The sequence below is a fragment of the Pseudomonas sp. W2Jun17 genome (assembly GCF_023127795.1).
In the GTDB taxonomy this organism is placed as follows: Bacteria; Pseudomonadota; Gammaproteobacteria; order Pseudomonadales; family Pseudomonadaceae; genus Aquipseudomonas; species Aquipseudomonas synxantha_A.
Map to the genome: position 1 here is coordinate 188,293 of NZ_SPKO01000007.1, position 24,038 is coordinate 212,330.

25 protein-coding genes are annotated in these 24,038 nt (G+C 60.1%); 12 read left to right on the plus strand and 13 right to left on the minus strand.

All coding sequences use genetic code 11. The features are described 5' to 3' along the window. Positions 1 to 6 precede the first annotated feature (6 nt). Genes purC through dapA form a run of 4 tightly spaced genes read right to left on the minus strand, consistent with a single transcriptional unit; the run spans position 7 to position 3,522 of the window. Positions 7 to 720, minus strand: a complete 714-nt coding sequence (gene purC / locus E4O98_RS04095) for a phosphoribosylaminoimidazolesuccinocarboxamide synthase (RefSeq protein ID WP_005786030.1) — start codon at positions 718 to 720, stop codon at positions 7 to 9. Positions 721 to 747: 27 nt separating this feature from the next. Next, entirely contained in the window at positions 748 to 1,506 is a 759-nt protein-coding gene (locus E4O98_RS04100; protein ID WP_005786028.1) for an MBL fold metallo-hydrolase, read from the minus strand. Between the two features lie 4 nt (positions 1,507 to 1,510). After that, positions 1,511 to 2,626: an outer membrane protein assembly factor BamC gene (gene bamC / locus E4O98_RS04105; protein WP_078820545.1), complete on the minus strand. Its 1,116-nt coding sequence runs from the start codon at positions 2,624 to 2,626 to the stop codon at positions 1,511 to 1,513. Positions 2,627 to 2,643: 17 nt separating this feature from the next. Continuing rightward, positions 2,644 to 3,522: a 4-hydroxy-tetrahydrodipicolinate synthase gene (gene dapA / locus E4O98_RS04110; protein WP_032877264.1), complete on the minus strand. Its 879-nt coding sequence runs from the start codon at positions 3,520 to 3,522 to the stop codon at positions 2,644 to 2,646. Between the two features lie 262 nt (positions 3,523 to 3,784). On the opposite strand from dapA, the gene E4O98_RS04115 reads away from it, so the two are divergent. Beyond that, complete coding sequence (locus E4O98_RS04115) at positions 3,785 to 4,345, plus strand: glycine cleavage system protein R (RefSeq protein WP_003189463.1); 561 nt, start codon at positions 3,785 to 3,787, stop codon at positions 4,343 to 4,345. A gap of 10 nt (positions 4,346 to 4,355) precedes the next feature. Then, on the plus strand, positions 4,356 to 4,829 hold the full coding sequence (locus E4O98_RS04120; protein WP_005786022.1) for a peroxiredoxin: 474 nt from the start codon (positions 4,356 to 4,358) through the stop codon (positions 4,827 to 4,829). Positions 4,830 to 4,848: 19 nt separating this feature from the next. Here the strand turns inward: E4O98_RS04120 and E4O98_RS04125 are convergent, their stop codons facing one another. After that, complete coding sequence (locus E4O98_RS04125) at positions 4,849 to 5,088, minus strand: sulfurtransferase TusA family protein (RefSeq protein ID WP_078820544.1); 240 nt, start codon at positions 5,086 to 5,088, stop codon at positions 4,849 to 4,851. Between the two features lie 95 nt (positions 5,089 to 5,183). On the opposite strand from E4O98_RS04125, the gene E4O98_RS04130 reads away from it, so the two are divergent. Next, a complete protein-coding gene (locus E4O98_RS04130) occupies positions 5,184 to 6,617 on the plus strand; it encodes a M48 family metalloprotease (protein WP_032877266.1) in 1,434 nt (477 codons plus the stop codon). Positions 6,618 to 6,697: 80 nt separating this feature from the next. Here E4O98_RS04130 and E4O98_RS04135 read toward each other — a convergent pair whose 3' ends face one another. From E4O98_RS04135 to rpoE, 4 genes are all read right to left on the minus strand, one after another. Then, a complete protein-coding gene (locus E4O98_RS04135) occupies positions 6,698 to 8,134 on the minus strand; it encodes a DegQ family serine endoprotease (protein ID WP_005786015.1) in 1,437 nt (478 codons plus the stop codon). Between the two features lie 235 nt (positions 8,135 to 8,369). Beyond that, positions 8,370 to 9,329: a MucB/RseB C-terminal domain-containing protein gene (locus tag E4O98_RS04140; RefSeq protein WP_248134226.1), complete on the minus strand. Its 960-nt coding sequence runs from the start codon at positions 9,327 to 9,329 to the stop codon at positions 8,370 to 8,372. A gap of 16 nt (positions 9,330 to 9,345) precedes the next feature. Continuing rightward, entirely contained in the window at positions 9,346 to 9,933 is a 588-nt protein-coding gene (locus E4O98_RS04145) for an RseA family anti-sigma factor (RefSeq protein ID WP_005786011.1), read from the minus strand. A 32-nt stretch (positions 9,934 to 9,965) separates the two neighbouring features. Then, the gene (gene rpoE, locus E4O98_RS04150; protein WP_003172477.1) at positions 9,966 to 10,547 is read right to left on the minus strand and encodes an RNA polymerase sigma factor RpoE; all 582 of its coding nucleotides are present in this window, start codon (positions 10,545 to 10,547) and stop codon (positions 9,966 to 9,968) included. Between the two features lie 461 nt (positions 10,548 to 11,008). On the opposite strand from rpoE, the gene nadB reads away from it, so the two are divergent. Continuing rightward, positions 11,009 to 12,625, plus strand: coding sequence for an L-aspartate oxidase (gene nadB, locus E4O98_RS04155; protein WP_078820542.1), 1,617 nt, complete (start codon positions 11,009 to 11,011; stop codon positions 12,623 to 12,625). Here nadB and E4O98_RS04160 read toward each other — a convergent pair. Together E4O98_RS04160 and E4O98_RS04165 are read right to left on the minus strand one after the other, a co-directional pair. Then, positions 12,594 to 13,040 (minus strand): protein YgfX, encoded by a 447-nt coding sequence (locus E4O98_RS04160; RefSeq protein ID WP_248134228.1) that lies wholly within the window; start codon positions 13,038 to 13,040, stop codon positions 12,594 to 12,596. The genes nadB and E4O98_RS04160 overlap by 32 nt on opposite strands. Continuing rightward, positions 13,024 to 13,278 (minus strand): succinate dehydrogenase assembly factor 2, encoded by a 255-nt coding sequence (locus tag E4O98_RS04165; protein ID WP_032877270.1) that lies wholly within the window; start codon positions 13,276 to 13,278, stop codon positions 13,024 to 13,026. Before E4O98_RS04165 ends, E4O98_RS04160 begins: the two co-directional genes overlap by 17 nt. 139 nt (positions 13,279 to 13,417) lie before the next feature. Here E4O98_RS04165 and E4O98_RS04170 point away from each other — a divergent pair, with 139 nt between their 5' ends. Next, positions 13,418 to 14,359, plus strand: coding sequence for a folate-binding protein YgfZ (locus E4O98_RS04170; protein WP_032877271.1), 942 nt, complete (start codon positions 13,418 to 13,420; stop codon positions 14,357 to 14,359). 36 nt (positions 14,360 to 14,395) lie between these two features. Next, a complete protein-coding gene (locus E4O98_RS04175; RefSeq protein WP_032877272.1) occupies positions 14,396 to 15,217 on the plus strand; it encodes an HDOD domain-containing protein in 822 nt (273 codons plus the stop codon). On the opposite strand, the gene E4O98_RS04180 is transcribed toward E4O98_RS04175, so the two are convergent. Then, positions 15,218 to 16,603 (minus strand): sensor histidine kinase, encoded by a 1,386-nt coding sequence (locus tag E4O98_RS04180; RefSeq protein WP_078820540.1) that lies wholly within the window; start codon positions 16,601 to 16,603, stop codon positions 15,218 to 15,220. Next, positions 16,596 to 17,267: a response regulator gene (locus E4O98_RS04185; protein WP_005785982.1), complete on the minus strand. Its 672-nt coding sequence runs from the start codon at positions 17,265 to 17,267 to the stop codon at positions 16,596 to 16,598. The genes E4O98_RS04180 and E4O98_RS04185 overlap by 8 nt, the downstream gene beginning before the upstream one ends. Before the next feature lie 247 nt (positions 17,268 to 17,514). On the opposite strand from E4O98_RS04185, the gene E4O98_RS04190 reads away from it, so the two are divergent. From E4O98_RS04190 to E4O98_RS04215, 6 genes are all read left to right on the plus strand, one after another. Continuing rightward, a complete protein-coding gene (locus tag E4O98_RS04190) occupies positions 17,515 to 18,807 on the plus strand; it encodes an OprD family porin (protein WP_078820539.1) in 1,293 nt (430 codons plus the stop codon). A 47-nt stretch (positions 18,808 to 18,854) separates the two neighbouring features. Next, positions 18,855 to 19,838, plus strand: a complete 984-nt coding sequence (locus E4O98_RS04195) for a tripartite tricarboxylate transporter substrate binding protein (protein ID WP_148852377.1) — start codon at positions 18,855 to 18,857, stop codon at positions 19,836 to 19,838. Between the two features lie 147 nt (positions 19,839 to 19,985). Continuing rightward, positions 19,986 to 20,444 (plus strand): tripartite tricarboxylate transporter TctB family protein, encoded by a 459-nt coding sequence (locus tag E4O98_RS04200; RefSeq protein WP_005785979.1) that lies wholly within the window; start codon positions 19,986 to 19,988, stop codon positions 20,442 to 20,444. 1 nt (position 20,445) lies between these two features. After that, the gene (locus E4O98_RS04205) at positions 20,446 to 21,960 is read left to right on the plus strand and encodes a tripartite tricarboxylate transporter permease (protein ID WP_032877276.1); all 1,515 of its coding nucleotides are present in this window, start codon (positions 20,446 to 20,448) and stop codon (positions 21,958 to 21,960) included. Beyond that, entirely contained in the window at positions 21,953 to 22,981 is a 1,029-nt protein-coding gene (locus E4O98_RS04210; protein ID WP_248134230.1) for an AbrB family transcriptional regulator, read from the plus strand. Before E4O98_RS04205 ends, E4O98_RS04210 begins: the two co-directional genes overlap by 8 nt. A gap of 118 nt (positions 22,982 to 23,099) precedes the next feature. Further along, on the plus strand, positions 23,100 to 24,035 hold the full coding sequence (locus E4O98_RS04215) for a YncE family protein (protein ID WP_164699505.1): 936 nt from the start codon (positions 23,100 to 23,102) through the stop codon (positions 24,033 to 24,035). The last annotated feature ends 3 nt before the right edge of the window (positions 24,036 to 24,038 follow it).

Here is a 24,038-nt window from a genome sequence, read left to right on the forward strand (position 1 = left end):
CGTCGATTACAGCGGTACGCCGAGACGATTGGCGACTTCTTCGTAGGCTTCGATCACGTCACCGAGGCCCTGGCGGAAGCGGTCTTTGTCCATCTTTTTCTTGGTGTCCTTGTCCCACAGGCGGCAGCCGTCCGGGCTGAATTCGTCGCCCAGGACGATGGAGCCGTCGTGGAACACGCCGAATTCGAGCTTGAAGTCCACCAGCAACAGGCCTGCGTCGTCGAACAGCTTGGTCAGCACGTCGTTGACCTTGAGGGACAACTCCTTCATGCGCGCCAGTTGTTCAGCGGTGCCCCAGCCGAACGCCACAACGTGGGATTCGTTGATGAACGGGTCGCCCTTGGCGTCGTCCTTCAGGAACAGTTCAAACGTGTAAGGGTTGAGCTTGAGGCCCTCTTCCACGCCCAGGCGCTTGACCAGGCTGCCGGCGGCGTAGTTACGCACGACGCATTCCACCGGGATCATGTCGAGCTTCTTGACCAGGCACTCGTTGTCGCCCAGCAGTTTGTCGAATTGGGTCGGGATACCGGCCGCTTCGAGCTTCTGCATGATGAAGGCGTTGAACTTGTTGTTCACCATGCCCTTGCGATCAAGCTGTTCGATGCGCTTGCCGTCGAACGCCGAGGTGTCGTTGCGAAACAGCAGGATCAGGCGGTTGGCGTCGTCGGTCTTGTACACCGACTTGGCTTTGCCGCGGTAGAGTTCTTCACGTTTTTCCATGATGGGCTCCGCTTTGAGTAAGGTGGGCTAGGCGATGTGTCGCCAATCGAGCCCTGAATCTTGATCGGCCAGTTGCAGCCAGTCCGGGTCGCACCCGAGGGTGTCGACAAAACATTGCCGGGCAAGCGTCGGCAGGTTGTTCTTGCTGCTGAGGTGAGCCAGGACCAGGTGTTGCAGGTCTTGCCAGCCCAACTCATACACCAGGTACGCCGCCTGGTGATTGTTCAAATGTCCCAGCTCGCCGCCCACCCGCTGCTTGAGAAAGTAAGGGTAGTGACCGCGCGCCAGCAGATCCCTGCAGTGGTTGGACTCGATCATCAAGGCATCGAGGTCCCGGTAACCGTCCAGCACCCTGGCGCAGTAGGAACCCAGGTCGGTCAGCACCCCAAAACGCCGCTGGCCGTCACTGAATACGTATTGCGTAGGCTCCTGGGCATCGTGGGCAACCGCGATGACATTGATGCTCAAGGCACCGATTTGCAGTTGCTCGCCACCGGCCAGAAAACCTGCCGGCTCGATGGGTTTGCGCATCCCGCGCAGCGTGCCGCGACTCAAGTACACCGGCAGATTGTAGCGCCGAGACAGTAAACCCACGCCATGCACGTGGTCGGCATGTTCGTGGGTGACCAGAATTGCGCTCAACTGCGTGGGGTGAACCCCGAGGCGCAGCAGGCGTCGCTCGGTTTCTCTTAACGAGAAACCACAATCGACCAGCACATACGTGTCATCGTGGGCGACCAGCGTACCGTTCCCTTGGCTACCGCTGCCGAGAACGGCAAAGCGCACCGAATCAGCCCAGGTTGTCTTGAATCACGCCCAACACTTTGCGCGCTGTTTCAGCTGGCGCGACGGTGTTGATGTTCTTCTCGACGGTGACTTGCACGCTTTCGCCAACCTTGCTCAAACGAACCTGATAACGCTCGGCACGGGTTTCAATCTCTTCCTTGGTCGGCGCGCTGCCGAACAGTTTGCCGAAGAAACCTGGCTCGTCGTCTTTCTTCTCGGCCTTTTCAGCCACGTTGATGTAGTACAGGCCCAGGCTGCGGTTGATGTCTTCAACGCGCCAAGGGCCTTGCTCCAACGCACGGCCAACACTGGCCCAGGCACGGTCGAGGTCTTCACCGAGGTTGAGCACCACGTTACCGCTGCCGTCTTCGGTGAGGCTGACGCGGTTAGGGGTGTCGTAGTCACGGGCGGCGAGCAGGGAAACGGAACCGCCCTTCTCGGAGATACGGCTCATGCTGGCGAGCATCTCGTCGACCAGCGCGGCATCGACGCCGGTGTTGACCGAACGCGGGGTGAAATCGACGTTGGCCGTGCTGCCGGCAGGGCGCTCGGCGCTGACCACATAGACTTCACTGGTATTGCGCTGCACGCCTGGCTCGATGCGCACACGCACACGGGCCTCGCTTTCGGCGGCTACACCGCCGGCCAGCAGGCGCTGAGCCATGTTGGCGGACAACTCGCGGCCTTGCTGCCACGCCGTGGTGAACTCACCGGTTTGCGGGCGTTGCTGGTCGAGACGGAAACCGTTGTCCTGGAAGAACTGCACTGCCACCGGCCAGACTTCGGCAGGTGGGCGCTGAGCCACGATCCAGCGGTTGTCGCCACTTTTCTGCAGGCTGTAGTCGCTGGCATCGGCCACTGCCGTGATCGGCTGCGGGCGTGGTACTACGTACTCGCCCTTGACGGTGTCGTCGGCAACGTTGCGTGGGATCGGCAACAAGGGGTCAAGACGCTTGGCGACATTGACATCAGGCGGCAACTGCATCGGTTTGGTTGCTTGCGCTTCCAGGTAATCGCTGCCGCGGTCACGGAAGTAGCCTTCCGGGCCCCATACCCAACCGCAGCCACTGGTGCTGGAGATAATCAAGGCAAGTGCGGAAAGTCCGGCCAATCGCTTCATGCGTAGTGCTTCCTCAATTAAACCAGGACGCCGGACTGGCGCAGGGCCTGTCGCAGCGGTTCGTGACAGGCTTCGCTGAGCCGGGTGAGCGGCAGACGGATACCGTCCGGCATCAGGCCCATCTCAGTCAGCGCCCATTTCACGGGAATAGGATTGGATTCGATAAACAGTGTCTTGTTGAGCGGCATCAGCTTCTCGTGGATCGCACGGGCCGTCGCGGCATCGCCGGCGATAGCGGCGGCGCACATTTGGCTCATGGCACGCGGAGCCACGTTGGCGGTCACGGAGATGTTGCCCTTGCCACCCAGCAGGATCAATTCGACAGCGGTGGCGTCGTCACCGGAATACACCAGGAAGTCACTGCTCACGCCGGCCAGGATGTCCTTGGCGCGCTGCAGGTCGCCAGTGGCTTCCTTGATACCGATGATGTTCGGCACGGTGGACAGGCGGATCACGGTCTCGGCCTTCATATCGCACGCGGTACGACCCGGTACGTTATAGAGGATCTGCGGGATCTGGACGGCTTCGGCGATGGCTTTGAAGTGCTGGTACAAGCCTTCCTGGGTCGGCTTGTTGTAGTACGGGGTCACCAGCAGGCACGCATCGGCGCCGGCTTTCTTGGCGTTGCGGGTCAGCTCGATCGCTTCGCGCGTGGAGTTGGCACCCGTTCCGGCGATCACGGCGATGCGGCCCGCAACGCGCTTGACCACGAACTCGATCACCTGGATGTGTTCTTCCACATCGAGGGTGGCCGATTCACCTGTGGTGCCGACCGCCACGATGGCGTTGGTGCCCTCTTGCAGGTGGAAGTCCACCAGTTTGCCCAGGCTGTCCCAGTCGAGACGACCTTGTGCATCCATGGGTGTGACCAGTGCCACCATACTGCCCGCAATCATGCAACCGCTCCTGCCGGAAAAAGAGAGCCGTAATGGTACTGGCGCCAAGATGCTTGTACAAGCGAAGTACCGCGTGAGGATGCGTTCTGGAGCAACTAAACGTCGAGCAATGCCATCATTGGGCCAAAGCACCGCTTCAAGCCGGCCGATCACGCAATGAAAACGCCACCTCCTAGCCCTTGGCGACGCTTTTCGCTACCCTTGATCCTTTGATCGATACGGCCCACACAGTATTGACCGCTCATCGCTTTAGGAAGGCTGCATGTCCACCCCCACAGTTCGCGAACAATTCCTTGTTATCAGTGCCCTCGGCGCCAACCCCATGGAGCTGACCAACGTCCTGTGCCGCGCCAGCCATGAGAACCGCTGCGCGGTGGTGACCTCGCGCCTGACTCGCCATGGCGAGTGCAGCGCGCTGGTCTTGCAGATTTCCGGCTCCTGGGACGCATTGGCGCGCCTGGAAACCGGCCTGCCGGGCCTGGCCAAAAAGCACGACTTCACCGTCAATGTGGTGCGCAGCGCCGCCCTGGAAAATCGCCCACAGGCCTTGCCTTATGTGGCGTACGTCAGCTCGGCCTACCGCTCGGACATCGTCAACGAGTTGTGCCAGTTCTTCATCGACCACAACGTCGAGCTGGAAAACCTGACCTGCGACACCTACCAGGCGCCTCAAACCGGCGGCACCATGCTCAACGCCACGTTCACCGTTACCCTGCCGGCCGGCGTACAGATCAGTTGGTTGCGCGACCAGTTCCTGGATTTTGCCGATGCCCTGAACCTCGACGCGCTGATCGAGCCATGGCGCCCACAGAACCCAATGTAAGGAAAGACTCATGCCGGTAGCCATCGACAAACCCGTCGCAGACTTCGAAGCCCAGGCCACCAGCGGCCAGACTTTCAGCCTCGCAGCTCTCAAGGGCAAGCAAGTGGTGATCTACTTCTACCCCAAGGACAGCACCCCGGGCTGCACCACTGAAGGCCAGGGCTTTCGTGACCAGTACGCAGCTTTCCAGGCCGCCAACACTGAAGTGTTTGGTGTGTCGCGTGACAGCGTGAAGTCCCACGAGAACTTCAAGGCCAAGCAGGAGTTTCCTTTCGAGCTGATCAGCGACAAGGACGAAGCGGTCTGCCAGCTGTTTGATGTGATCAAGCTCAAGAAGCTGTACGGCAAGGAATACCTGGGCGTGGATCGCAGCACCTTTCTGATCGACAGCGAAGGCGTGCTGCGTCAGGAATGGCGCGGCGTGAAAGTGCCGGGGCATGTGGATGCCGTGTTGGCGGCAGCGCAGGCGCTGAACAAGGCCTGATTGTGCGTCGATAAAGCCGTCAGGCCTTGCGCAACCAATACCGGTACACACCCTCGGCGTCTTCTTCATGCTCCAGGGTGTGGCCGGCGAGTTTGGCAAAGGTGCGGAAGTCACGCTGGGAGCCAGCGTCGGTGGCGGTCACCTTGAGCACCGCACCGCGGGCCATTTTATTGAGTTCCATCTTGGCCTTGAGCAAGGGCAACGGGCAGTTGAGGCCGCTGGCATCAAGTTCGGCGTCAAAGGCTAAAGCGTCGGTCATAGTGTTACTCCAGGCAAACATTCGGGTTGCTTAGAATATCTGGTCCCAGGCGCAGTGTCCGGCTACAGTAAGCTCTTTGTCGAAAGGCTTTGTGCATGACTTTTTTGCGCCCTACCCTGCTGACGCTGGCCTGCCTGCTGGCCTCCCCGGCCTTCGCTGATGAGCTGCCGTCACTTGGTGACGCCAGTTCTGCCATTGTCTCGCCCCAACAGGAATATCAACTGGGCCGCGCCTGGCTGGCCTATTTGCGCGGTCAGGTGTCGCAGCTTAACGACCCGCAACTCAAGGACTACGTAGAAACCAGCGTGTACAAGCTGGTGGAAACCAGCCAGGTCAACGATCGGCGCCTGGAATTCATCCTGATCAACAGCCCGCAGCTCAACGCCTTTGCGGCACCCGGGGGGATCATTGGGGTGAACGGCGGCTTGTTCCTCAATGCCCAGACCGAAGGTGAGTACGCGTCGGTACTGGCCCACGAACTGGCGCACTTGTCCCAGCGTCACTTTGCCAGGGGCGTGGAAGCCCAGTCACGCATGCAACTGCCAATGATGGCGGCGCTGCTTGGCGGCATTATTGCCGCCGCCGCGGGTGCCGGCGATGCGGGTATCGCCGCGATTGCCGGCTCACAAGCGGCTGCGATCCAGGAGCAGCGTCGGTTCTCCCGGCAGAACGAACAAGAGGCAGACCGCATCGGCATCCTCAACCTGGAGAAAGCCGGCTACGACCCGCGGTCGATGCCCACCATGTTCGAACGCCTGATGCGTCAGTACCGCTTCGATGCCAAGCCACCGGAGTTCCTGTTGACGCACCCAGTGACCGAATCGCGTATTGCCGACACCCGCAACCGCGCCGAGCAGGCCAAACTCGGCGGCAAGGAAGACAGCCTGCGCTATCAACTGATTCGCGCACGCGTGCAGTTGAAATACGAAGACACGCCTGGCCTGGCTGCCAAGCGCTTCCAGGCGCAGTTGGACGACAACCCCAAAAACGATGTAGCGCGTTATGGCCTCGCCATTGCGCAGATCAAGGGAGTCCAACTCAAGGAAGCACGGGAAAGCCTGGCACCGCTGCTGGCCAAGGCGCCCAACGACATCACCTACAACCTGGCGCAGATCGAGTTGGACATTACCAACAACCGCATGGCGGATGCCCAGCAACGGACTGACCGTATGCTCACCCAGTACCCCAGCAACTATCCGCTGAACCAGGTGCGGGTAGACCTGCTGCTTAAGCAGAACCGCACCGCCGATGCCGAAAAGGCGCTGGATGGCTTGCTCAAGTCACGCCCCGACGATCCGGACGTGTGGTATCAGGTGGCCGAAACACGCGGCCTGTCCGGCAACATCATCGGCCTGCATCAGGCCCGCGCCGAATACTTCGCACTGGTGGGGGACTTCCAGCAGGCCATCCAGCAACTGGACTTTGCCAAGCGCCGCGCCGGCAGTAATTTCCCACTGTCCTCACGTATCGACGCACGTCAGCGTGAGCTGATCGAACAGGAACGCCTGGTGAAAGGGATGATGAGCTAAACCCGTCACCCACAAAAAAGCCCCGCTGCCGTTAACCGGCAGCGGGGCTTTTTGTTTCTATTGCAATGCAGGCTTGACGATTACTCGGCCAACTTGAAGGTAATGAAGCTGGCACGACCTTGACGCAGTACGCGCATCGACACCGAACGGTTCTTCGGCAACGCCTTGGCGATGTCGGTGAACTCCTTGGTGGTGTTGATCGCCTGATTGTTCAGGTGAGTGATCACGTCGCCCGGCTGCAGGCCGATCAGGGCGGCTGGGCCGTCCTGGACTTCCTTGATCACCACACCGCTTTGCAGGTCAAACGTCTTCTTCTGCTCGGCGGTCAGTTCAACCACGGCGATGCCCAGGCGGTTACTGCTGCGCTCTGCACCCGGCTTGGCATTACCCAGGGCATCCAGGGTCGCGCCTTCTTCCGGGATCGCACCGACGGTCAGCTCCACGTTCTGGCGCTTGCCGTCACGAATCACTTCCAGCTTGGCTTTGCCGCCGGCCTTGAGCGCGCCGACCAGATGAGGCAGGTCCGCTGACATCACGATGGGTTGGCCGTTCATGCTCAGAATCACGTCGCCGACTTTCAGGCCGCCTTTGGCCGCTGGACCATTGTCCTGGATTTGCGCAACCAGAGCACCGGCTGGTTTGTCGAGGCCGAAGGATTCAGCCAGGTCTTTGTTGACTTCCTGGATCACTACGCCCAACCAGCCACGGCTGACTTTGCCACCGCTTTTGAGCTGATTGGAGACGTCCATGGCCACGTCGATCGGGATCGCGAAAGACACGCCCATGAAACCACCGGAACGGGTGTAGATCTGTGAGTTGATGCCTACCACTTCGCCAGCCAGGTTGAACAATGGCCCCCCAGAGTTGCCCGGGTTGATCGGCACGTCGGTCTGGATAAACGGTACGTAGTTTTCATTCGGCAGGCTGCGGCCGATAGCACTGACGATACCCTGGGTGACGGTATGGTCAAAGCCGAACGGCGAACCGATCGCGACGACCCATTGGCCGGCCTTCAAGTCCTGGGATTTGCCCAGCTTGAGAACCGGCAGGTCCTTGCCATCGATTTTAAGCAAGGCTACGTCGGAACGCGGGTCGGTACCGATCAGCTTGGCCTTGAGCTCACTGCGATCAGCCAGGCGCACGAGGATTTCGTCGGCATCGGCAATCACGTGGTTGTTTGTCAGAATATAGCCGTCAGGCGAAATGATGAAGCCGGACCCCAGGGATTGGGCTTCGCGCTGACCACCGCCACCACGAGGAGTGCGCGGTTGCGGCATACCGCGCTCGAAGAACTCGCGCAGCATGGGCGGCAAGCCTTCCAGGTCGGGCATCTGCTGGTTCGAAACTTTGCGATCCGGCAGTTTCTGGGTGGTACTGATATTCACCACCGCTGGTGAGGCTTGCTCTACCAGTTGGGTGAAGTCAGGCAGCTCAACTGCTTGCGCAGGCAAGGCCTGACCCAGTACCAGCACTGTGGCGACTATGGATAGGTAAGACTTCAAACGTGGTATCGACATACAGCTCCCGTTACGACGAGCAGGGTTAAGCGACAGGGTCCAATAAACGCCGAATGCGGCAAACGACATTTTTGTTCCGCGAACAAAACAAGGCCAGAGCCAACAAACCCTGACCTATAAAAAACATGGGAAGTTTTTGCAAGTGAAAATGCTGATCCAGAAATTTCATACGATCGGCCCTCAACCTAACTTGAGCACAGATTGAAAGGTCAGGATGAACATAGAATTAACAATCTCACGGCCTGGCAGCGGTATTTTCACCGCGTACCGACAGCGCGATACGCTCAGCAGTGCCGACGGGGATCTCCCCTACTACGGTGACCATCATCTCACCGTCAACCGTATTCAAACGCCGAGAAACCGCCACCGTCGGGCCGAGCTGAGCGCGGGTTTCATTCATGTCGGCGCCCTTGGCGGACTCAAGAAATACAGAAAAGCGTGCGAGCCCATCATCATACATCAGGCTATCGACGGTCGATTTCGTTTGGCTGTCTTTGCGCGTGGTGCTGCTGACCTGCTGGAAACCAGGCGGCAGCCAATCCAGATGCCACGCCTGGGAGGCAGGCATGTCAGAGGCTTTGTCGGTGGAAGCAGCAACAGGCTTGCATTCGCTGCCAGGCTGTAAGTCATGCTCGGCAGGAACGACCGAGGTATCCAGGCGCGCATACTGAAAGCGCTCCAGCAACTGCCCCTGATCATTGAGCAGCAGGGATTTGAGCGGCAGAGCCGTCTCACGATCCAGGTGCAATTCAAAGCCGTAGCGGTAGTGATCTCGCGGGCTGATTGACACAATCACAGCATGACGACCGGCCACGCGGGATTTGCCAATGACGGCAAGTTCATAGAATTGAGTGAGTTTTTTTGAATCGAGAGCACGCGAAGGTGCATCAGAAGAAGTAACCAATCCAGCACTTAGAGCGCCACTGACGCAGTGCGTCCGGCCATCCAACCGTACAGTTTCCTGAGGCGAGCCGTCCAGTTGCAGCAACCGCTCACGGACATGACCGTCCTGCACACGGTGCCAGATAGCGTGGGTAGAAAAACTGCCATTACGTTCGTAAACAAACGTACCTTCAAAGCTTTGCTGCTGCTCTGCACGCCCAAGTCGAGTCAGCCAGTCTTGGGCTTCATCGGCATGGGCGGACTGTGCAATCCAACTACTGAGCAAAAGCGCAAGGAGCGGTATGGCGCGCATAGAGCTCCCTAACGAATCAGCGGTTTTCCTGACTGGCTGCGCGAGCGTATGGCAGAGCGCTTTCGGTGCCTTTGGCGGCCGATTCCTGTGCGTGCTGACGCAGGTAGCCTGGTAGACGCTGATCTTGCCAGCCGGATTGCCCTTGAAGCACACCATTGGCCATCGGACCTGTGGTATCAGAGCTTTCCTTGTAGCCTGCCAGTACAGCCGGGCCTTTGACTTGCGGACCCGCCATGACGGGCTGCTGAGTTTGCTGGGCCAGTTCGGCACCGGCAATTTCGTCCTGGTTGTACAGGCGAACACCAGCCAGTACGGCGACGGTCACCGAGGCAGCCACTGCCAGTCGACCCAGGCTACGCCACGGGCCACGAGCAGCTTTGGCCGGAACGGCTTCATCAGCCAGCGCGGCAGAAACGGCCGCAGCAATATCCAGACGAGGGATTAAAAGATCCTTGTGCATCACCGCCCGAGCGACTTGGTAACGAGACCAGGTATCACGGGTTTCGGCATCATCAAATGCGTTAAGCACTCGACGAAGTTCCAGTTCATCCGCTTCGTTATCCATCACTGCGGACAGCGATTCCTGCAGGGCATCACGACTCATGGCGGTTCCTCTCTTGGCTGTCGCCGCTGTCTTTAGTTTTCCTGCAACAATGGTTGCAAGGCTTTGTCGATGGCTTCCCGGGCCCGGAAAATCCGTGACCTTACAGTCCCCACCGGACATTGCATGACGCTCGCAATGTCTTCGTAACTCAGACCATCGAATTCACGTAAAGTTAATGCCGTACGCAAATCTTCTGGCAGTTGCTGAATTGTTCGATGGACGGTGCCTTCGATCTCGTCGCGCAGCAATGCACGCTCCGGCGACTCGAGATCTTTGAGGCCGTGATCACCATCGTAAAATTCAGCATCTTCTGAACTGACATCACTGTCTGGTGGGCGGCGGCCGCGAGACACCAGATAGTTCTTCGCCGTGTTAATGGCGATGCGATATAGCCACGTATAAAACGCACTATCACCGCGGAAATTTCCAAGTGCACGGTACGCCTTGATAAAGGCTTCCTGTGCAACGTCCTGCGCTTCATGGGTGTCGTGCACAAACCGCACGATCAACCCGAGAATTTTGTGCTGGTATTTCAGCACTAGCAGATCAAATGCTCGCTTGTCGCCGCGTTGTACGCGCTCGACCAGCTGCTGATCCTCTTCCTGGGTTAGCATGAACACTCCTCGTTGTACTTGAAGGAGGCTTGCATAACTAAACGATCAGGCTTGCAAACATAGACTCGGGCTTTTCGCAAAAGTTCTCCCCCTTCAAGCAAGTTTCCGGCATGCACTGATTTGGCACACACGAAAAACGCAGCCCGGGCGGGGCCGGCTGCGCGAATAATCTTGTCGCCGGTTTCGTGACGCGTCCAATGCTCCCGACGGGCCAATAAACTCAACGTTTTCCCAGCTTTCGGGCAACCTGCTATTGAGTCGGGGCCCATGCAAAAAGTTCCCGTCCCGCCAACCGGCTGTTTCCCAAAGCTGCGCAGCATAATCTCACAATGCCACGAATGCGTGGCTATTGTGCCGCTCCACCCCTCTATATACTAGTGGCCCGTGTGACCCTTTGATTCGCCGATCCAGGCGTCCTGTTTGCGCCGCTCCTTCGGATCGCTTTTTGCGGAATCCTTCCAATGAGCCAACAGTTTCAACACGATGTGCTGGTGATCGGCAGCGGCGCAGCCGGCTTGAGCCTTGCCCTGACCCTACCCAGCCACCTGCGCATTGCGGTTTTGAGCAAAGGCGACCTGGCCAACGGCTCGACATTCTGGGCCCAGGGCGGTGTCGCGGCGGTACTGGACGACACCGATACGGTGCAATCGCATGTCGAAGACACCCTTAACGCTGGCGGCGGCCTGTGCAATGAGGAGGCCGTGCGCTTCACCGTCGAGCACAGCCGGGAAGCCATCCAATGGCTGATCGACCAAGGTGTGCCCTTCACCCGTGATGAACATGCCGGCAGCGACGACGGCGGCTTTGAGTTCCACCTGACACGCGAAGGCGGCCACAGCCATCGCCGTATCATTCACGCCGCCGACGCCACGGGTGCCGCGATTTTCAAGACCTTGCTCGATCAGGCTCGCCAACGGCCCAACATCCAATTGCTGGAGCAACGCGTCGCTGTCGACCTGATCACCGAAAAACGCCTGGGCCTTGCAGGCGAGCGCTGCCTCGGCGCCTACGTACTCAATCGCACCAGTGGCGAAGTCGATACCTACGGGGCGCGCTTCACTATTCTTGCCTCGGGCGGGGCCGCCAAGGTTTACCTCTATACCAGCAACCCTGACGGCGCCTGCGGTGACGGCATTGCCATGGCCTGGCGCTCGGGCTGCCGGGTGGCCAACCTGGAGTTCAATCAGTTCCACCCCACGTGCCTGTACCACCCGCAAGCCAAGAGCTTCCTGATCACCGAAGCCCTGCGCGGCGAAGGTGCGCACTTGAAGCTGCCCAATGGCGAGCGCTTCATGCAGCGCTTCGACCCACGCGCCGAGCTGGCACCGCGCGACATTGTCGCCCGTGCCATCGACCACGAGATGAAGCGTCTGGGGATCGATTGCGTATATCTGGACATCAGCCACAAGCCCGAAGCGTTTATCAAGACCCACTTCCCGACCGTCTATGAACGCTGCCTGACGTTCAATATCGATATCACCAAAGGCCCGATCCCGGTAGTGCCGGCCGCGCACTACACTTGCGGCGGCGTGATGGTTGACCAGCACGGGCGCACCGACGTGCCCGGCCTCTACGCCATCGGCGAAACCAGCTTTACCGGTCTGCACGGCGCCAACCGCATGGCCAGCAATTCGCTGCTCGAGTGCTTCGTGTACGCTCGCTCGGCAGCAGCGGATATCCTTGAACAACTGCCGCGCATCAAGGTTCCAGCCGCCCTGCCCCGCTGGGACGCCAGCCAGGTCACCGATTCGGACGAAGACGTGATCATCGCGCACAACTGGGACGAGTTGCGGCGTTTCATGTGGGACTACGTGGGCATTGTGCGCACCAACAAGCGCCTGCAACGGGCGCAGCACCGGGTACGTTTGCTGTTGGACGAGATCGACGAGTTCTACAGCAACTATAAAGTCAGCCGCGACCTGATCGAATTACGCAACCTGGCGCAAGTGGCCGAGTTGATGATCCGCTCAGCCATGGAGCGCAAGGAAAGCCGGGGCCTGCATTACACCCTAGATTATCCGCAGATGTTGCCCGAAGCCCGCGACACTATTCTGGTGCCAACCACCTACGGCGGCTGAACTTCAGGCGTACCCGCAGGCGCCGATGCACATCGGCGGCCTGCGCGTCCTTGGGCACACAGACCGCGCGTACTCGCCGCTCACCCTGCACGCGGTAACGCAACACCACGATCAACGGTAACGCCAGGCTGTCGGGGCGAAGTTGCACGGCGTGCCAGCCGCGCGCAGAGCTCCATAACTGCCAGCCATCTTCGTCGCGGCGCAGGCCACGAATCGACGAACGGTGAGTAAGCAGAACATGGCGCGGTAGCACCCACGCACAGTGTGCCAGGCATAACAGGATGCCGAGGCTCGAATAAGGCAGGTTCAAAACCAGCAGGCTGCCCAGTGCGCTCGGCAGGGCAAGCAGATACGCCGCCAGCAACAGCCTTGAGGCCTGCCAGCGGCATTCAAAACGATTACTTGGGCTGGACACGATCCAGGATCATCCGAACCATGCGCTGCAGCTCTGGATCTTCAGATTCAGCACGCTCCATGAACCAGCCGAACATGTCCTGATCTTCACAGGTCAGCAACCTGACGTAGAGGTCGCGGTCCACCTGATCGAGCGTCGCGTACACCTCTTTGGTGAAAGGCACCAGCAATACATCCAGCTCCAGCATGCCACGACGGCTGTGCCAGTAGAGGCGATTGATTTCTACATCTTCGACCATGGAGCCCTCCTCAAATAGAGCGCAAGTATACAGGCCCGGCGACACCGGAACAGTCGGCTTTGGTCGCCCGCGACGAAACTATGCATTTGCCGGACGCCCCTCTATGATGCACCCATGACTTTTTAACCTGCGATGACCCATGGCTGACTCTGCTTTCTTCTGCCCCCTGTCCCACGAAGGCGTTCTCGCCGTCCGCGGTTCTGATGCTGCCAAATTCCTGCAAGGCCAGCTGACCTGCAACCTCAATTACCTGAGTGATACCCAGGCCAGCCTGGGCGCGCGCTGCACGCAAAAAGGCCGGATGCAGTCCAGCTTCCGCATCCTGCTGCAAGGTGACGGCGTACTCCTGGCCATGGCCACGGAGCTGCTCGAACCGCAGTTGGCAGACCTGAAGAAATACGCGGTGTTCTCCAAATCCAAACTTACCGACGAAAGCGCCGCTTGGGTGCGCTTCGGATTGGCGAACGCAGACGCGTCCCTGGCCGCCCTTGGCCTGACGCTACCCGCCGAAACCGACAGCGTGGTGCGCACCGACACCTTGATCGCTATTCGCGTGTCCCCTGGCCGTGCCGAACTCTGGGTGCCCACCGAACAAGCCGACACCGTGCGCAACCAACTGGCCGCACAATTGCCACAGGCTGAGTTGAATGCCTGGCTGCTTGGCCAGATTCGCGCGGGTATCGGCCAGGTAATGGCGCAGACCCGCGAACTGTTCATCCCGCAGATGCTCAACCTGCAAGCCGTGGGCGGCGTGAGTTTCAAGAAAGGCTGCTACACCGGCCAGGAAATCGTCGCGCGCATGCAATACCTGGGCAAACTCAAGCGGCGCCTGTATCGACTGAGCCTTGAAGCCACGCAATTACCCGAGCCCGGCACGCCGTTGTTTTCCCCAGACCATAACAGCGCGGTTGGCGAGGTCGTGATCGCGGCAAAAGCTGACCAGTCGATTGAACTTCTCGCTGTGCTGCAAGCCGAAGCTGCCGAGAGTGGCGACGTGCGTACAGGCAGCCTGGAAGGGCCCGGCCTGCAGCTGCTTGATCTGCCTTACCAACTGGACCGTGATCGCGAGATCCAGCGTTAATCGCCATACCTTTTTGCAGCACCCTAGAGAGCATGAATGAACAAGCTGGCGGAAAAAGTCCAACAGGCGTTGGTGACGGCCATCGACAACGATGACCTGGTTCTGCCGACATTGCCGGAGGTGGCCCTGAAAATTCGCCAGGCCGCCGAAGACCCTGAGATCAGCATCAGTCATTTGAGCAAGGTGATCAGTCGCGACACCGCCCTGTCGGCGCGCCTGATCAAGGTGGTCAACAGCCCGCTGTTACGGGCGAGCCAGGAAGTCACCGACCTGCACACGGCCATCACGCGGCTGGGCACCAACTACAGCAGCAACCTGGCCATCGGCCTGGTGATGGAGCAGATTTTTCACGCCCGCTCCGAAGTGGTCGCACAGAAAATGCGCGATGTGTGGTGCCGTAGCCTGGAAGTCGCCGGCGTCAGCTATGCCTTGTGTCGCCGGCATAGTCACCTCAAGGCCGACCAGGCGGCCCTCGGCGGGTTGGTGCATCAGATCGGCGTGCTGCCGATCCTCACCTACGCCGAAGACCACTACGAGCTGCTTTCCGACCCGGTCAGCCTCAACCACGTCATCGAAAGTATTCATCCGTTACTGGGCGACAAACTGCTGAGTGGCTGGGACTTCCCCGAAATGCTGGCGAAACTGCCGGGCCAGTACCTGAACCTGGAACGCAACTCTGCCACACTCGACTATGTGGATCTGGTGCAGATCGCCGTGCTCTACTGCCATCACAACACCGATCATCCGCTGGCGAAAGTCGACATTACCAGCGTACCTGCGATGAAAAAGCTGCGAATTGATCTCTACAGCGAGAAATCGCGCACCGAACTGGATGAAGCACGGTCGATGTTCTACTGATCAACCGGCGATAAAACTCACGCGCACTTTCAACCCAGCCAACTCGCCATCATGCAGGCTGATCTGCGCCAGGTGCGCACGGCAGATCTCCCCGACAATTGCCAGCCCCAAGCCCGACCCCATACCCTGCTGGCTACGGCGATAAAAGCGCTCGAATACCCGGTCCCGCTCATCCAATGGGATGCCCGGGCCATCATCCTCAACCTCCAGCACCGCCGGCGCGGTCACGCGCAAAATCACATTGCCGCCAGGTGGCGTATGGGCCATAGCGTTGTCCACCAGATTGCTCAGCAGCTCATTCAACAGCGTCGGTTCACCGCGCAACCAGACCGGCTCGTCCGCCTCCAGTGCCAGGGCCACCCCGCGTGCGTGAGCCAGCGGCGCCATGGCCATGCCCAGTTCGCGCGCCAACTGGCTGAGGTCGAGCAACTGCGCGCCTCCTTCAGCAATGGCTCGGGCACCGTTTTCGATACGGGCCAGGGACAACAATTGATTAGCCAGATGGGTCAGGCGGTCGGTGCCCTGGGCAGCGCTTTCCAGGGTGCTGTGCCAGGTGGACGGCTCCTGGGCACGCAAGCCCAGTTCCAGGCGAGCCTTGAGCGCCGCCAAGGGCGTACGCAGTTCGTGGGCTGCATCGGCAATAAACTGGGCCTGGCGCTCGAACTGGCCGCGCAGACGTTCGGTGAAATGGTTGAGGGAGCGCACCAGCGGGCCGAACTCATCCTGAACTTCCACCAATGGCAGCGGCCGCAAATCATCGGGTTGGCGTTCTTCCACCGCTGTACGCAGGCGTTCGAGCGGACGCAGTGCAGCGCTCACCGCAAACCACACCAGCAGCAACGCGCCGATGGCCAGCATCCCCAGGCGCAGCAACGTGTCGGCCATCAAGCTGCGGGCCATGGCAACGCGTGCTTCGTCGGTCTCCGCGACACGAATCTCGGCCATCCCATTCATGTTCGGCTCGGAAACGGCCTTGAGCAGGCTCACCACTCGCACGTGCTGGCCCTGGTACATGGCGTTGTAGAAGCGCGCCAAGGCCGGGTAATCGTCGGTGCGGGGAGTGCCGGGCGGCGGGCCTGGGAGGTTTTCGTAACCGGAAATCAGCTTCTGATGGATATCGTTGACCTGATAATAGATGCGCCCGGCACTGTCGTAGGCGAAAGTGTCGAGGGCCACATACGGCACATTGGCGCTGAGGGTGCCGTCCACCTGGGTCAAGCCTGCGGCAATGGTGCGCGCCGAAGCCAACAGCGTGCGGTCATAGGCCGTGTCGGCGGCTTCGCGCCCGTTCCAGTAGGCGCTCATGCCGCTGGCGAGCATCAACAGCACCAGCAACAGCGCCAGGTTCCACAGCAAGCGCCAGCGCAGACTGCTGGGCTTATGCATCGCGGGCTTCCAGCAAGTAGCCCAGGCCGCGGAACGTCACGATGGCGATGGGCTGGCCGTCGAGCTTCTTGCGCAGGCGGTGCACGTAGATTTCGATGGCATCGGGGCTGGCCTCCTCGTCCAGGCCGAAAACCTGAGAGGCCAATTGCTCTTTGCTCATCACGCGGCCCGGTCGGGCGATCAAGGCTTCGAGCACGGCTTGCTCGCGGGAGGTCAACGTCATCAATTCACCGCCAACCGTGAAGCGTCGTGTGTCCAGATCGTATACCAGCACCCCGCACGTCTGCTGGCGCTCCCCACCCAGTACACTGCGTCGCAGCAGCGCCTTGACCCGCGCTTCCAGCTCCGTCAGTTCGAACGGCTTGGCGAGGTAGTCATCGGCGCCCAGGTTCAGGCCGTGCACGCGGTCTTTGACATCACTGCGTGCCGTCAGCATCAGCACCGGCAGGTTTTTCCCTCGGGCCCGCAAGCGCGCCAGCACCTCGAAACCATCCATGCGCGGCAGGCCCACATCGAGGATCGCCGCCGCGTATTCCTCGCTGCCCAAGGCCAGGTCCGCGGCCACACCATCGTGCAGCACGTCGACGGTCAGACCCATGCCCTTGAGCGCTTGCGCAACACTTTCGGCAAGTTGCAGATGGTCTTCAACCAGGAGGACACGCATGGATTTCTACCTCATGAGGAGTGGTCGGCGCGGCGTTTTATTGGCCCGCTGGCCGGCGAGTTTACAGGCGCAACCTGCCCTGTGAAGCCCGAAAACATTGAAAGACAATTGAAAGGTTAGTGAAAGCTTCGCCCTTTAGCATCCAGCTACGGTGGTTTCTGCCCGCCGAGCTGCCTCATCCGTAGCGCCCGAAAAACGCCTCGAAGCGTTTTCGCCAAAAATAAGAACAATAACGGAGTCCATCACGATGCTGTCGACACAGCCCCAGGCTTGCACGCCTGTTCGTTCTTGCCGTCTGAGCCACACCGCTCTCGCCAGTGCTTGCGCCCTCGCCGGCTTTTCGCCGCTAAGCCAGGCTGCCTTTTTCGAAGACAGTAGCGCGACCCTGGAAACCCGCAACATGTACTTCAACCGCGACTTTCGCGACGGTACCCGTGCACAGCAATCCAAACGCGATGAATGGGCCCAGGGTTTCATGCTCAACCTGCAATCGGGCTACACCGACGGCACTGTCGGTTTTGGCGTGGATGCGCTGGGTATGCTCGGCATCAAGCTCGACTCCAGCCCCGACCGCACCGGCACCGGCCTGCTGCCGACCCACGACGACGGCCGTGCCGCCAATGAGTACTCCAAGCTGGGCCTGACCGGCAAAGTGAAAATCTCCGCCACCGAGCTGAAGATCGGCGCGCTGATACCCGAATTGCCAATCCTCAAGCCCAACGACGGTCGCATCCTGCCGCAGACTTTCAACGGTGGCCTGCTGACGTCCAAGGAATTCAAGAACCTTGTGTTCACTGGTGGCCGCCTGGATAAGGCCAAGGACCGCGACGACACCAATTACGAAGATATTGCGCTCAATAACAAGAACAGCCGCTTCCTCAGTGGCGCCACCGGCAAGCACTTCAACTTCGGCGGCGTGGACTACAAGTTCGCCGACAAAATCACCGGCAGCTATCACTTCGCCCAACTCGATGACGTGTACCGCCAGCATTTCCTCGGCCTGGTCGCCGCGCGCCCGATGGGCCCCGGCACGTTTGCCGCCGACCTGCGCATGGCCATCAGTGACGACACCGGTAGCGCCCGCGGCGGCAATATCGACAACACATCCCTCAACGGCCTGTTCAGCTATGCCCTCAATGGCCATAAGCTCAGCGCCGGCTACCAGCACATGTCCGGCGACAGCGCCTTTCCGTATGTGGATGGCAGCGACCCGTACCTGGTCAACTTCGTACAGATCAACGACTTTGCCGGCGCCGAAGAACGCTCCTGGCAGGCACGCTACGACTACGACTTCGCCAAGCTGGGGATTCCAGGCCTGAGTTTCATGAGCCGTTACCTGTCGGGCGACAACATCAAGCTCAAGAACGGCCAAACGGGCAAAGAGTGGGAGCGCAACAGCGAGATCAAGTACGTGGTGCAAAGCGGCACGTTCAAGGATGTGGCCGTGCGCCTGCGTAACGCGACCTATCGCTCCAACTATTCAGCCCGTGATGCGGATGAAATGCGTTTGCTGGTCAGCTATAGCATTGCCCTTTGGTAAATGTGCGTTGGTACTAAAACCTTATAACAACAACGATGGAGATAACCATGAACCCTTCAGTGCGTAAATTTGCCCTCGCCGCCGGCTGCCTGCTGTTCGCCGGCCAACTGCTGGCCGCTGACGAACCCAAGCGCCCGGAATGCATCGCCCCGGCCTCACCTGGCGGCGGTTTCGACCTGACCTGCAAGCTGGCGCAAAGCGCGCTGGTCAACCAGAAGCTGCTGAGCAAGCCGATGCGTGTGACCTACATGCCCGGCGGCGTTGGCGCGGTGGCCTACAACGCAGTGGTTGCCCAGCGCCCTGCGGACGCAGGCACTTTGGTGGCCTGGTCCAGTGGTTCGCTGCTGAACCTGGCCCAGGGCAAGTTCGGTCGCTTTGATGAAAGCGCCGTGCGCTGGCTGGCGGCGGTAGGCACCAGCTACGGTGCCATCGCAGTGAAAAACGATTCGCCCTACAAGACCCTCGACGATCTCGTAAAAGCCTTGAAGAAAGATCCGGGCAGCGTAGTGATAGGTTCCGGCGGCACCGTCGGCAGCCAGGACTGGATGCAAACCGCGCTGATCGCCAAGGCTGCCGGGATCAACCCGCGTGAACTGCGTTATGTGGCCCTTGAAGGCGGCGGTGAAATCGCTACCGCCCTGCTCGGCGGTCATATCCAGGTGGGTAGTACCGACATCTCCGACTCCATGCCGCACATCCTCAGCGGTGACATGCGCCTGTTGGCGGTGTTCTCCGAGAAACGCCTGGACGAGCCGGAAATGAAAGACATCCCCACTGCCAAGGAGCAAGGCTACGACATCGTCTGGCCGGTGGTGCGCGGTTTCTACCTTGGGCCAAAAGTCAGCGATGCCGACTACGCCTGGTGGAAAGACGCCTTCGACAAGCTGCTGGCCTCCGACGAGTTCGCCAAGCTGCGTGACCAGCGCGAGCTGTTCCCGTTTGCCATGACCGGCCCGGAGCTGGACACCTACGTGAAGAAACAGGTGGCTGACTACAAAGTGCTGGCCAAAGAGTTCGGCCTGATCCAGTAAACGCCCGTCATTTGTGTAATGCCCCTGTAGGAGCGAGCTTGCTCGCGAAGAACCCAAGGACATCCACGTGCGTCCAGACAGCACGCGTTATCGTTGAAGTTTTTCGCGAGCAAGCTCGCTTCTACAAGAGGAGCCTTGGAGTTTTCTATGCTCTTACAACGCATTTTCGCTGCAGCGCTGTTGCTGGCCTGCGCCGGCCTGGCCCTGATGGCCTGGCCGTATCAGGCGGCGTTTTCCTACGAGCCGGTCGGCCCACGTGCCTACCCGCTGCTGATGCTCGGGCTGATGAGCCTGGCGCTGATCTACATGCTGTTTCGCCCGCAACCGACCAGGCACACCGAAGAAGAACCGGCGCTGGACCGCGAAACCCTGATCAAGATCGGCCTTTGCGTCGCGCTGTTGCTCGTGTTCGCCGCCACCTTCGAATCCCTGGGGTTCATTCTCAGCAGCATGTTGATCGGCATTCCAATGGCGCGCCTGTATGGCGGCCGCTGGATGCCCAGCGTGGTGATCGTCGGCCTGATGGCTATCGGCTTGTACCTGCTGTTCGATAAAGCCATGGATGTGCCGTTGCCCCTCGGCCTGCTCGACGTTCTGGAGAACTGATATGGATACTTTTGGCTATTTGGGCCAGGGTTTCGGCGTCGCGCTGAGCCCGTACAACCTGGTGACCGCGCTGTGCGGCACTTTGATCGGCACCGTGGTGGGCCTGCTGCCGGGCCTGGGCCCGATCAACGGCGTGGCGCTGTTGATCCCCATCGCATTCGCCCTGGGCCTGCCGCCGGAGTCAGCGTTGATCCTGCTCGCAGCGGTGTACCTGGGTTGCGAATACGGCGGCCGCATCAGCTCGATCCTGCTCAACATCCCGGGCGAAGCGTCCACCGTGATGACTACCCTCGACGGTTACCCGATGGCCCGCAAAGGCCTGGCTGGCGTAGCACTGTCGTTGTCGGCATGGAGTTCGTTCATCGGTGCGTTTATCGCTACCTGCGGCATGGTGCTGTTTGCCCCGCTGCTGGCCAAATGGGCGATTGCCTTCGGCCCGGCGGAATATTTCGTACTGATGGTGTTCGCGATTGTGTGCCTGGGCGGCATGGCCGGTGACAAGCCGCTGAAGACCTTCGTGGCGGCGCTGATCGGGCTGTTCCTCTCGGCAGTGGGCATCGACGCCAACAGCGGCGTGTATCGCTTTACCGGAGATAACATCCACCTCACCGATGGCATCCAGTTTGTGGTGCTGGTGCTGGGCCTGTTCTCCATCAGCGAGATCCTGTTGCTGCTGGAAAAAACTCACCGTGGTCAGGAAGCGGTCAAGGCCACCGGACGCATGATGTTCAACCTGAAGGAAGCGGGTGCGGTGTTCGTGGTTAACATCCGCTGCGGCTTGCTCGGTTTCATCATGGGCGTGTTGCCGGGTGCCGGTGCAACACTGGCTTCGGCCGTTGCCTACATGACCGAAAAACGCATGGCCGGTGCCAGCGGCAAGTTCGGCCAGGGCGATATGCGCGGCCTGGCGGCACCGGAAACCGCCATTGGGGCGTCCGCCTGTGGCGCGTTGGTGCCGATGCTAACGCTCGGCGTGCCAGGTTCGGGCACCACTGCGGTGATGATCGGCGCCCTGTCGCTGTACAACATCACCCCAGGCCCGCTGCTGTTTCAACAGCAACCCGACATCGTCTGGGGCCTGATCGCATCGTTGTTCATTGCCAACATCATGCTGGTGATCCTCAACATCCCGATGATCCGTATCTTCACCCGTATCCTCGCCGTGCCGAACTGGGCACTGGTGCCGGTGATCGCGATCATTACCGCGATTGGTGTGTATGCGGTGCATGCCACCACCTTCGACCTGTTCCTGATGGTCGGCATCGGCATCTTCGGCTACATCCTGCGCAAGCTGGATTTCCCGCTGTCGCCGGTATTGCTCGGTTTTATCCTCGGCGGCCTGATGGAGCAGAACCTGCGCCGTGCGTTGTCGATTTCCAACGGTGCGCTGGAGATCCTGTGGTCGAGCCCGATCACCTTCGGTGTATGGGTACTGACCGCCATCATGCTGCTCGTGCCATTGCTGCGTATCTGGCGCAAGCGCTCCTTGCAGCGCCGTGCCGTAGCCGATGTCTGAAGTCACCTTCAAACATTGGTGGGGAACACCGCTGGTCGGCCTGGCCGGCGGTTACCTGGCCAGCCTCGTCGGCTGGCCTTTGCCGTATATGGTCGGCGCGTTGCTGGCGATCATCCTGGTGCGCTGCCTCACGCCCTGGCAATTGGCGGAGATTCCCGGCGGGCGCAAGTGCGGCCAATGGGTGGTGGGCATCGGCATCGGCCTGCACTTCACGCCCGTGGTGATCGAACAGGTGATGAGCCACTTCGGCCTGATCTTCTTCGGGGCGCTGGTCACCAGTTTGTCGAGCGTGGTGGGTGTGTGGCTGATGCGCCGCAGCGGTGAAGACCGCGCCACGGCGTTTTTCTCCAGTATGCCGGGCGGCTCCGGGGAGATGGTCAACCTGGGCGCCCGCAATGGTGCGGTACTCAGCCGGGTGGCGGCAGGGCAAAGCCTGCGTGTGCTGGTGGTGGTGTTGTGTGTGCCGGCGATCTTCAAGTATTTGCTGGGCGGCGGTGCACCGCAGTTTCACCCGGCGCCTGTGGACTGGGCCTGGCTGGCCCTGCTGTTCCCGGTAGGTGCGCTGGTGGCCTGGGGCTGGCAGCGTTTGCGCCAACCCAATCCCTGGCTGTTCGGGCCGTTGCTGGTGAGCGCCATCGCCAGTGTGACGTGGGACTTGCACATCGGCCTACCCGACGGCGGCAGCCAGATCGGCCCATGGTTGATCGGCAGCGGTTTGGGCTGCCACTTCAATCGGCAGTTCTTCCGTAGCGCTCCGGCGTTCATGGGCCGCACCTTGATTGGCACCGCCTTGACCATGGCGCTCGCCACGTTGGCAGCGGTAGGGTTGAGTGCGCTGACGCACCTGGACCTGCGCTCACTGACGTTGGGCATGATGCCCGGCGGCATTGCCGAGATGAGCCTGACGGCGGAGACCCTGCAATTGTCGGTGCCGTTGGTGACGGCAATGCAGGTGATGCGTCTGCTGTTTGTGCTGTTTTTGGCAGAGCCGTTGTTCAGGCACTGGAACCGCCAATCTTAACTCTGGAAGTGGCCCCTCAGGGGCCACGACCGTCTGTCTGAACTGGCACTCTTCACAGCTAGCCAAGCTCACCTTATCAGGTGTTCCATGGCGCGACTTCCCTTTGAGGAGCGCAATCGTGGTGACCCCAACCGAAACAACGCTCGAAAACGAGAATGAAGAGCCCGCCGCAATCGTCAATACGATTACCGTCCATGGTTCCCCCAATCGCCTTGTACTCAATGGGGATGGAACGCGTCTGTATGTCGCAAGCTCCACATTGCCACAAGGCATTACTGTCATCGACACAGCGAACTTTAGCGTCGTCAGGACCATCACCAATGTGGGATCCCCCATTTGGCTGGCCATGCACCCCACGGCCCCGCGCCTTTACGCCAGCGATAACAGCCAGGCCAGCAATACGCCGATCACAGTGATAGACACCTTGACCGATACCGTCAGTGACCAGATCAGGGGGTTTACTGCCATCAATGGGTTGGCCTTGAATTCTACCGGAGCACGCTTGTACGTCGCCGACCACGCCGCATCGGAAGTGGTGGTGATCGATACCGCCAATCATCAGCGAATCGCCACCACCCCAGTGCGTTACCCTCGAGAGATAGCGATAGCACCCGGCAACGCCCGTTTACACCTTGCCTCGGATTTGGATGGGTGGACCAGCATCCACCTGGGGACCAACAGGGTTGTGACCCAAACCAATACCGTTGCCGGTCAACCTACCTCCATTGCTCATGCTCGCTTCAACGCACGTGTCTACATCACCTACCAGGACCGTGGTGAGGTCTATATCGGCAATACCTCCGCCGCACAGGTCAGTACCATACTGGACGGTTTGCTAGGCCCCTATCAGGTGGCATTTCATACGATGCTCGAATTCGCCTACATCACGGAAACCGATGGCGATCGCGTGAGTATCCTCCATACCCGCACACAAACCGTAACGGACACCCTCACAGGCTTCAACAAACCGCGGGGTATCGTCGTGACACCCAACGGCCGAACCGCCTACGTGGCCAATATTGGCAATAGCACAGTGTCGCAAGTCCGTCTGTAGCCA

Excerpts from the sequence above, each read along its gene's own strand:
- E4O98_RS04125 (WP_078820544.1), bottom strand. The coding sequence starts at position 5,088 with ATGACCGACGCTTTAGCCTTTGACGCCGAACTTGATGCCAGCGGCCTC.
- E4O98_RS04210 (WP_248134230.1), top strand. The coding sequence starts at position 21,953 with ATGTCTGAAGTCACCTTCAAACATTGGTGGGGAACACCGCTGGTCGGC.
- E4O98_RS04200 (WP_005785979.1), top strand. The coding sequence starts at position 19,986 with ATGCTCTTACAACGCATTTTCGCTGCAGCGCTGTTGCTGGCCTGCGCC.
- E4O98_RS04195 (WP_148852377.1), top strand. The coding sequence starts at position 18,855 with ATGAACCCTTCAGTGCGTAAATTTGCCCTCGCCGCCGGCTGCCTGCTG.
- E4O98_RS04205 (WP_032877276.1), top strand. The coding sequence starts at position 20,446 with ATGGATACTTTTGGCTATTTGGGCCAGGGTTTCGGCGTCGCGCTGAGC.
- E4O98_RS04190 (WP_078820539.1), top strand. The coding sequence starts at position 17,515 with ATGCTGTCGACACAGCCCCAGGCTTGCACGCCTGTTCGTTCTTGCCGT.
- E4O98_RS04175 (WP_032877272.1), top strand. The coding sequence starts at position 14,396 with ATGAACAAGCTGGCGGAAAAAGTCCAACAGGCGTTGGTGACGGCCATC.
- E4O98_RS04145 (WP_005786011.1), bottom strand. The coding sequence starts at position 9,933 with ATGAGTCGTGATGCCCTGCAGGAATCGCTGTCCGCAGTGATGGATAAC.
- rpoE (WP_003172477.1), bottom strand. The coding sequence starts at position 10,547 with ATGCTAACCCAGGAAGAGGATCAGCAGCTGGTCGAGCGCGTACAACGC.
- dapA (WP_032877264.1), bottom strand. The coding sequence starts at position 3,522 with ATGATTGCGGGCAGTATGGTGGCACTGGTCACACCCATGGATGCACAA.
- E4O98_RS04130 (WP_032877266.1), top strand. The coding sequence starts at position 5,184 with ATGACTTTTTTGCGCCCTACCCTGCTGACGCTGGCCTGCCTGCTGGCC.
- bamC (WP_078820545.1), bottom strand. The coding sequence starts at position 2,626 with ATGAAGCGATTGGCCGGACTTTCCGCACTTGCCTTGATTATCTCCAGC.
- E4O98_RS04120 (WP_005786022.1), top strand. The coding sequence starts at position 4,356 with ATGCCGGTAGCCATCGACAAACCCGTCGCAGACTTCGAAGCCCAGGCC.
- E4O98_RS04180 (WP_078820540.1), bottom strand. The coding sequence starts at position 16,603 with ATGCATAAGCCCAGCAGTCTGCGCTGGCGCTTGCTGTGGAACCTGGCG.
- E4O98_RS04135 (WP_005786015.1), bottom strand. The coding sequence starts at position 8,134 with ATGTCGATACCACGTTTGAAGTCTTACCTATCCATAGTCGCCACAGTG.
- E4O98_RS04140 (WP_248134226.1), bottom strand. The coding sequence starts at position 9,329 with ATGCGCGCCATACCGCTCCTTGCGCTTTTGCTCAGTAGTTGGATTGCA.
- purC (WP_005786030.1), bottom strand. The coding sequence starts at position 720 with ATGGAAAAACGTGAAGAACTCTACCGCGGCAAAGCCAAGTCGGTGTAC.
- E4O98_RS04115 (WP_003189463.1), top strand. The coding sequence starts at position 3,785 with ATGTCCACCCCCACAGTTCGCGAACAATTCCTTGTTATCAGTGCCCTC.
- nadB (WP_078820542.1), top strand. The coding sequence starts at position 11,009 with ATGAGCCAACAGTTTCAACACGATGTGCTGGTGATCGGCAGCGGCGCA.
- E4O98_RS04170 (WP_032877271.1), top strand. The coding sequence starts at position 13,418 with ATGGCTGACTCTGCTTTCTTCTGCCCCCTGTCCCACGAAGGCGTTCTC.
- E4O98_RS04165 (WP_032877270.1), bottom strand. The coding sequence starts at position 13,278 with ATGGTCGAAGATGTAGAAATCAATCGCCTCTACTGGCACAGCCGTCGT.
- E4O98_RS04185 (WP_005785982.1), bottom strand. The coding sequence starts at position 17,267 with ATGCGTGTCCTCCTGGTTGAAGACCATCTGCAACTTGCCGAAAGTGTT.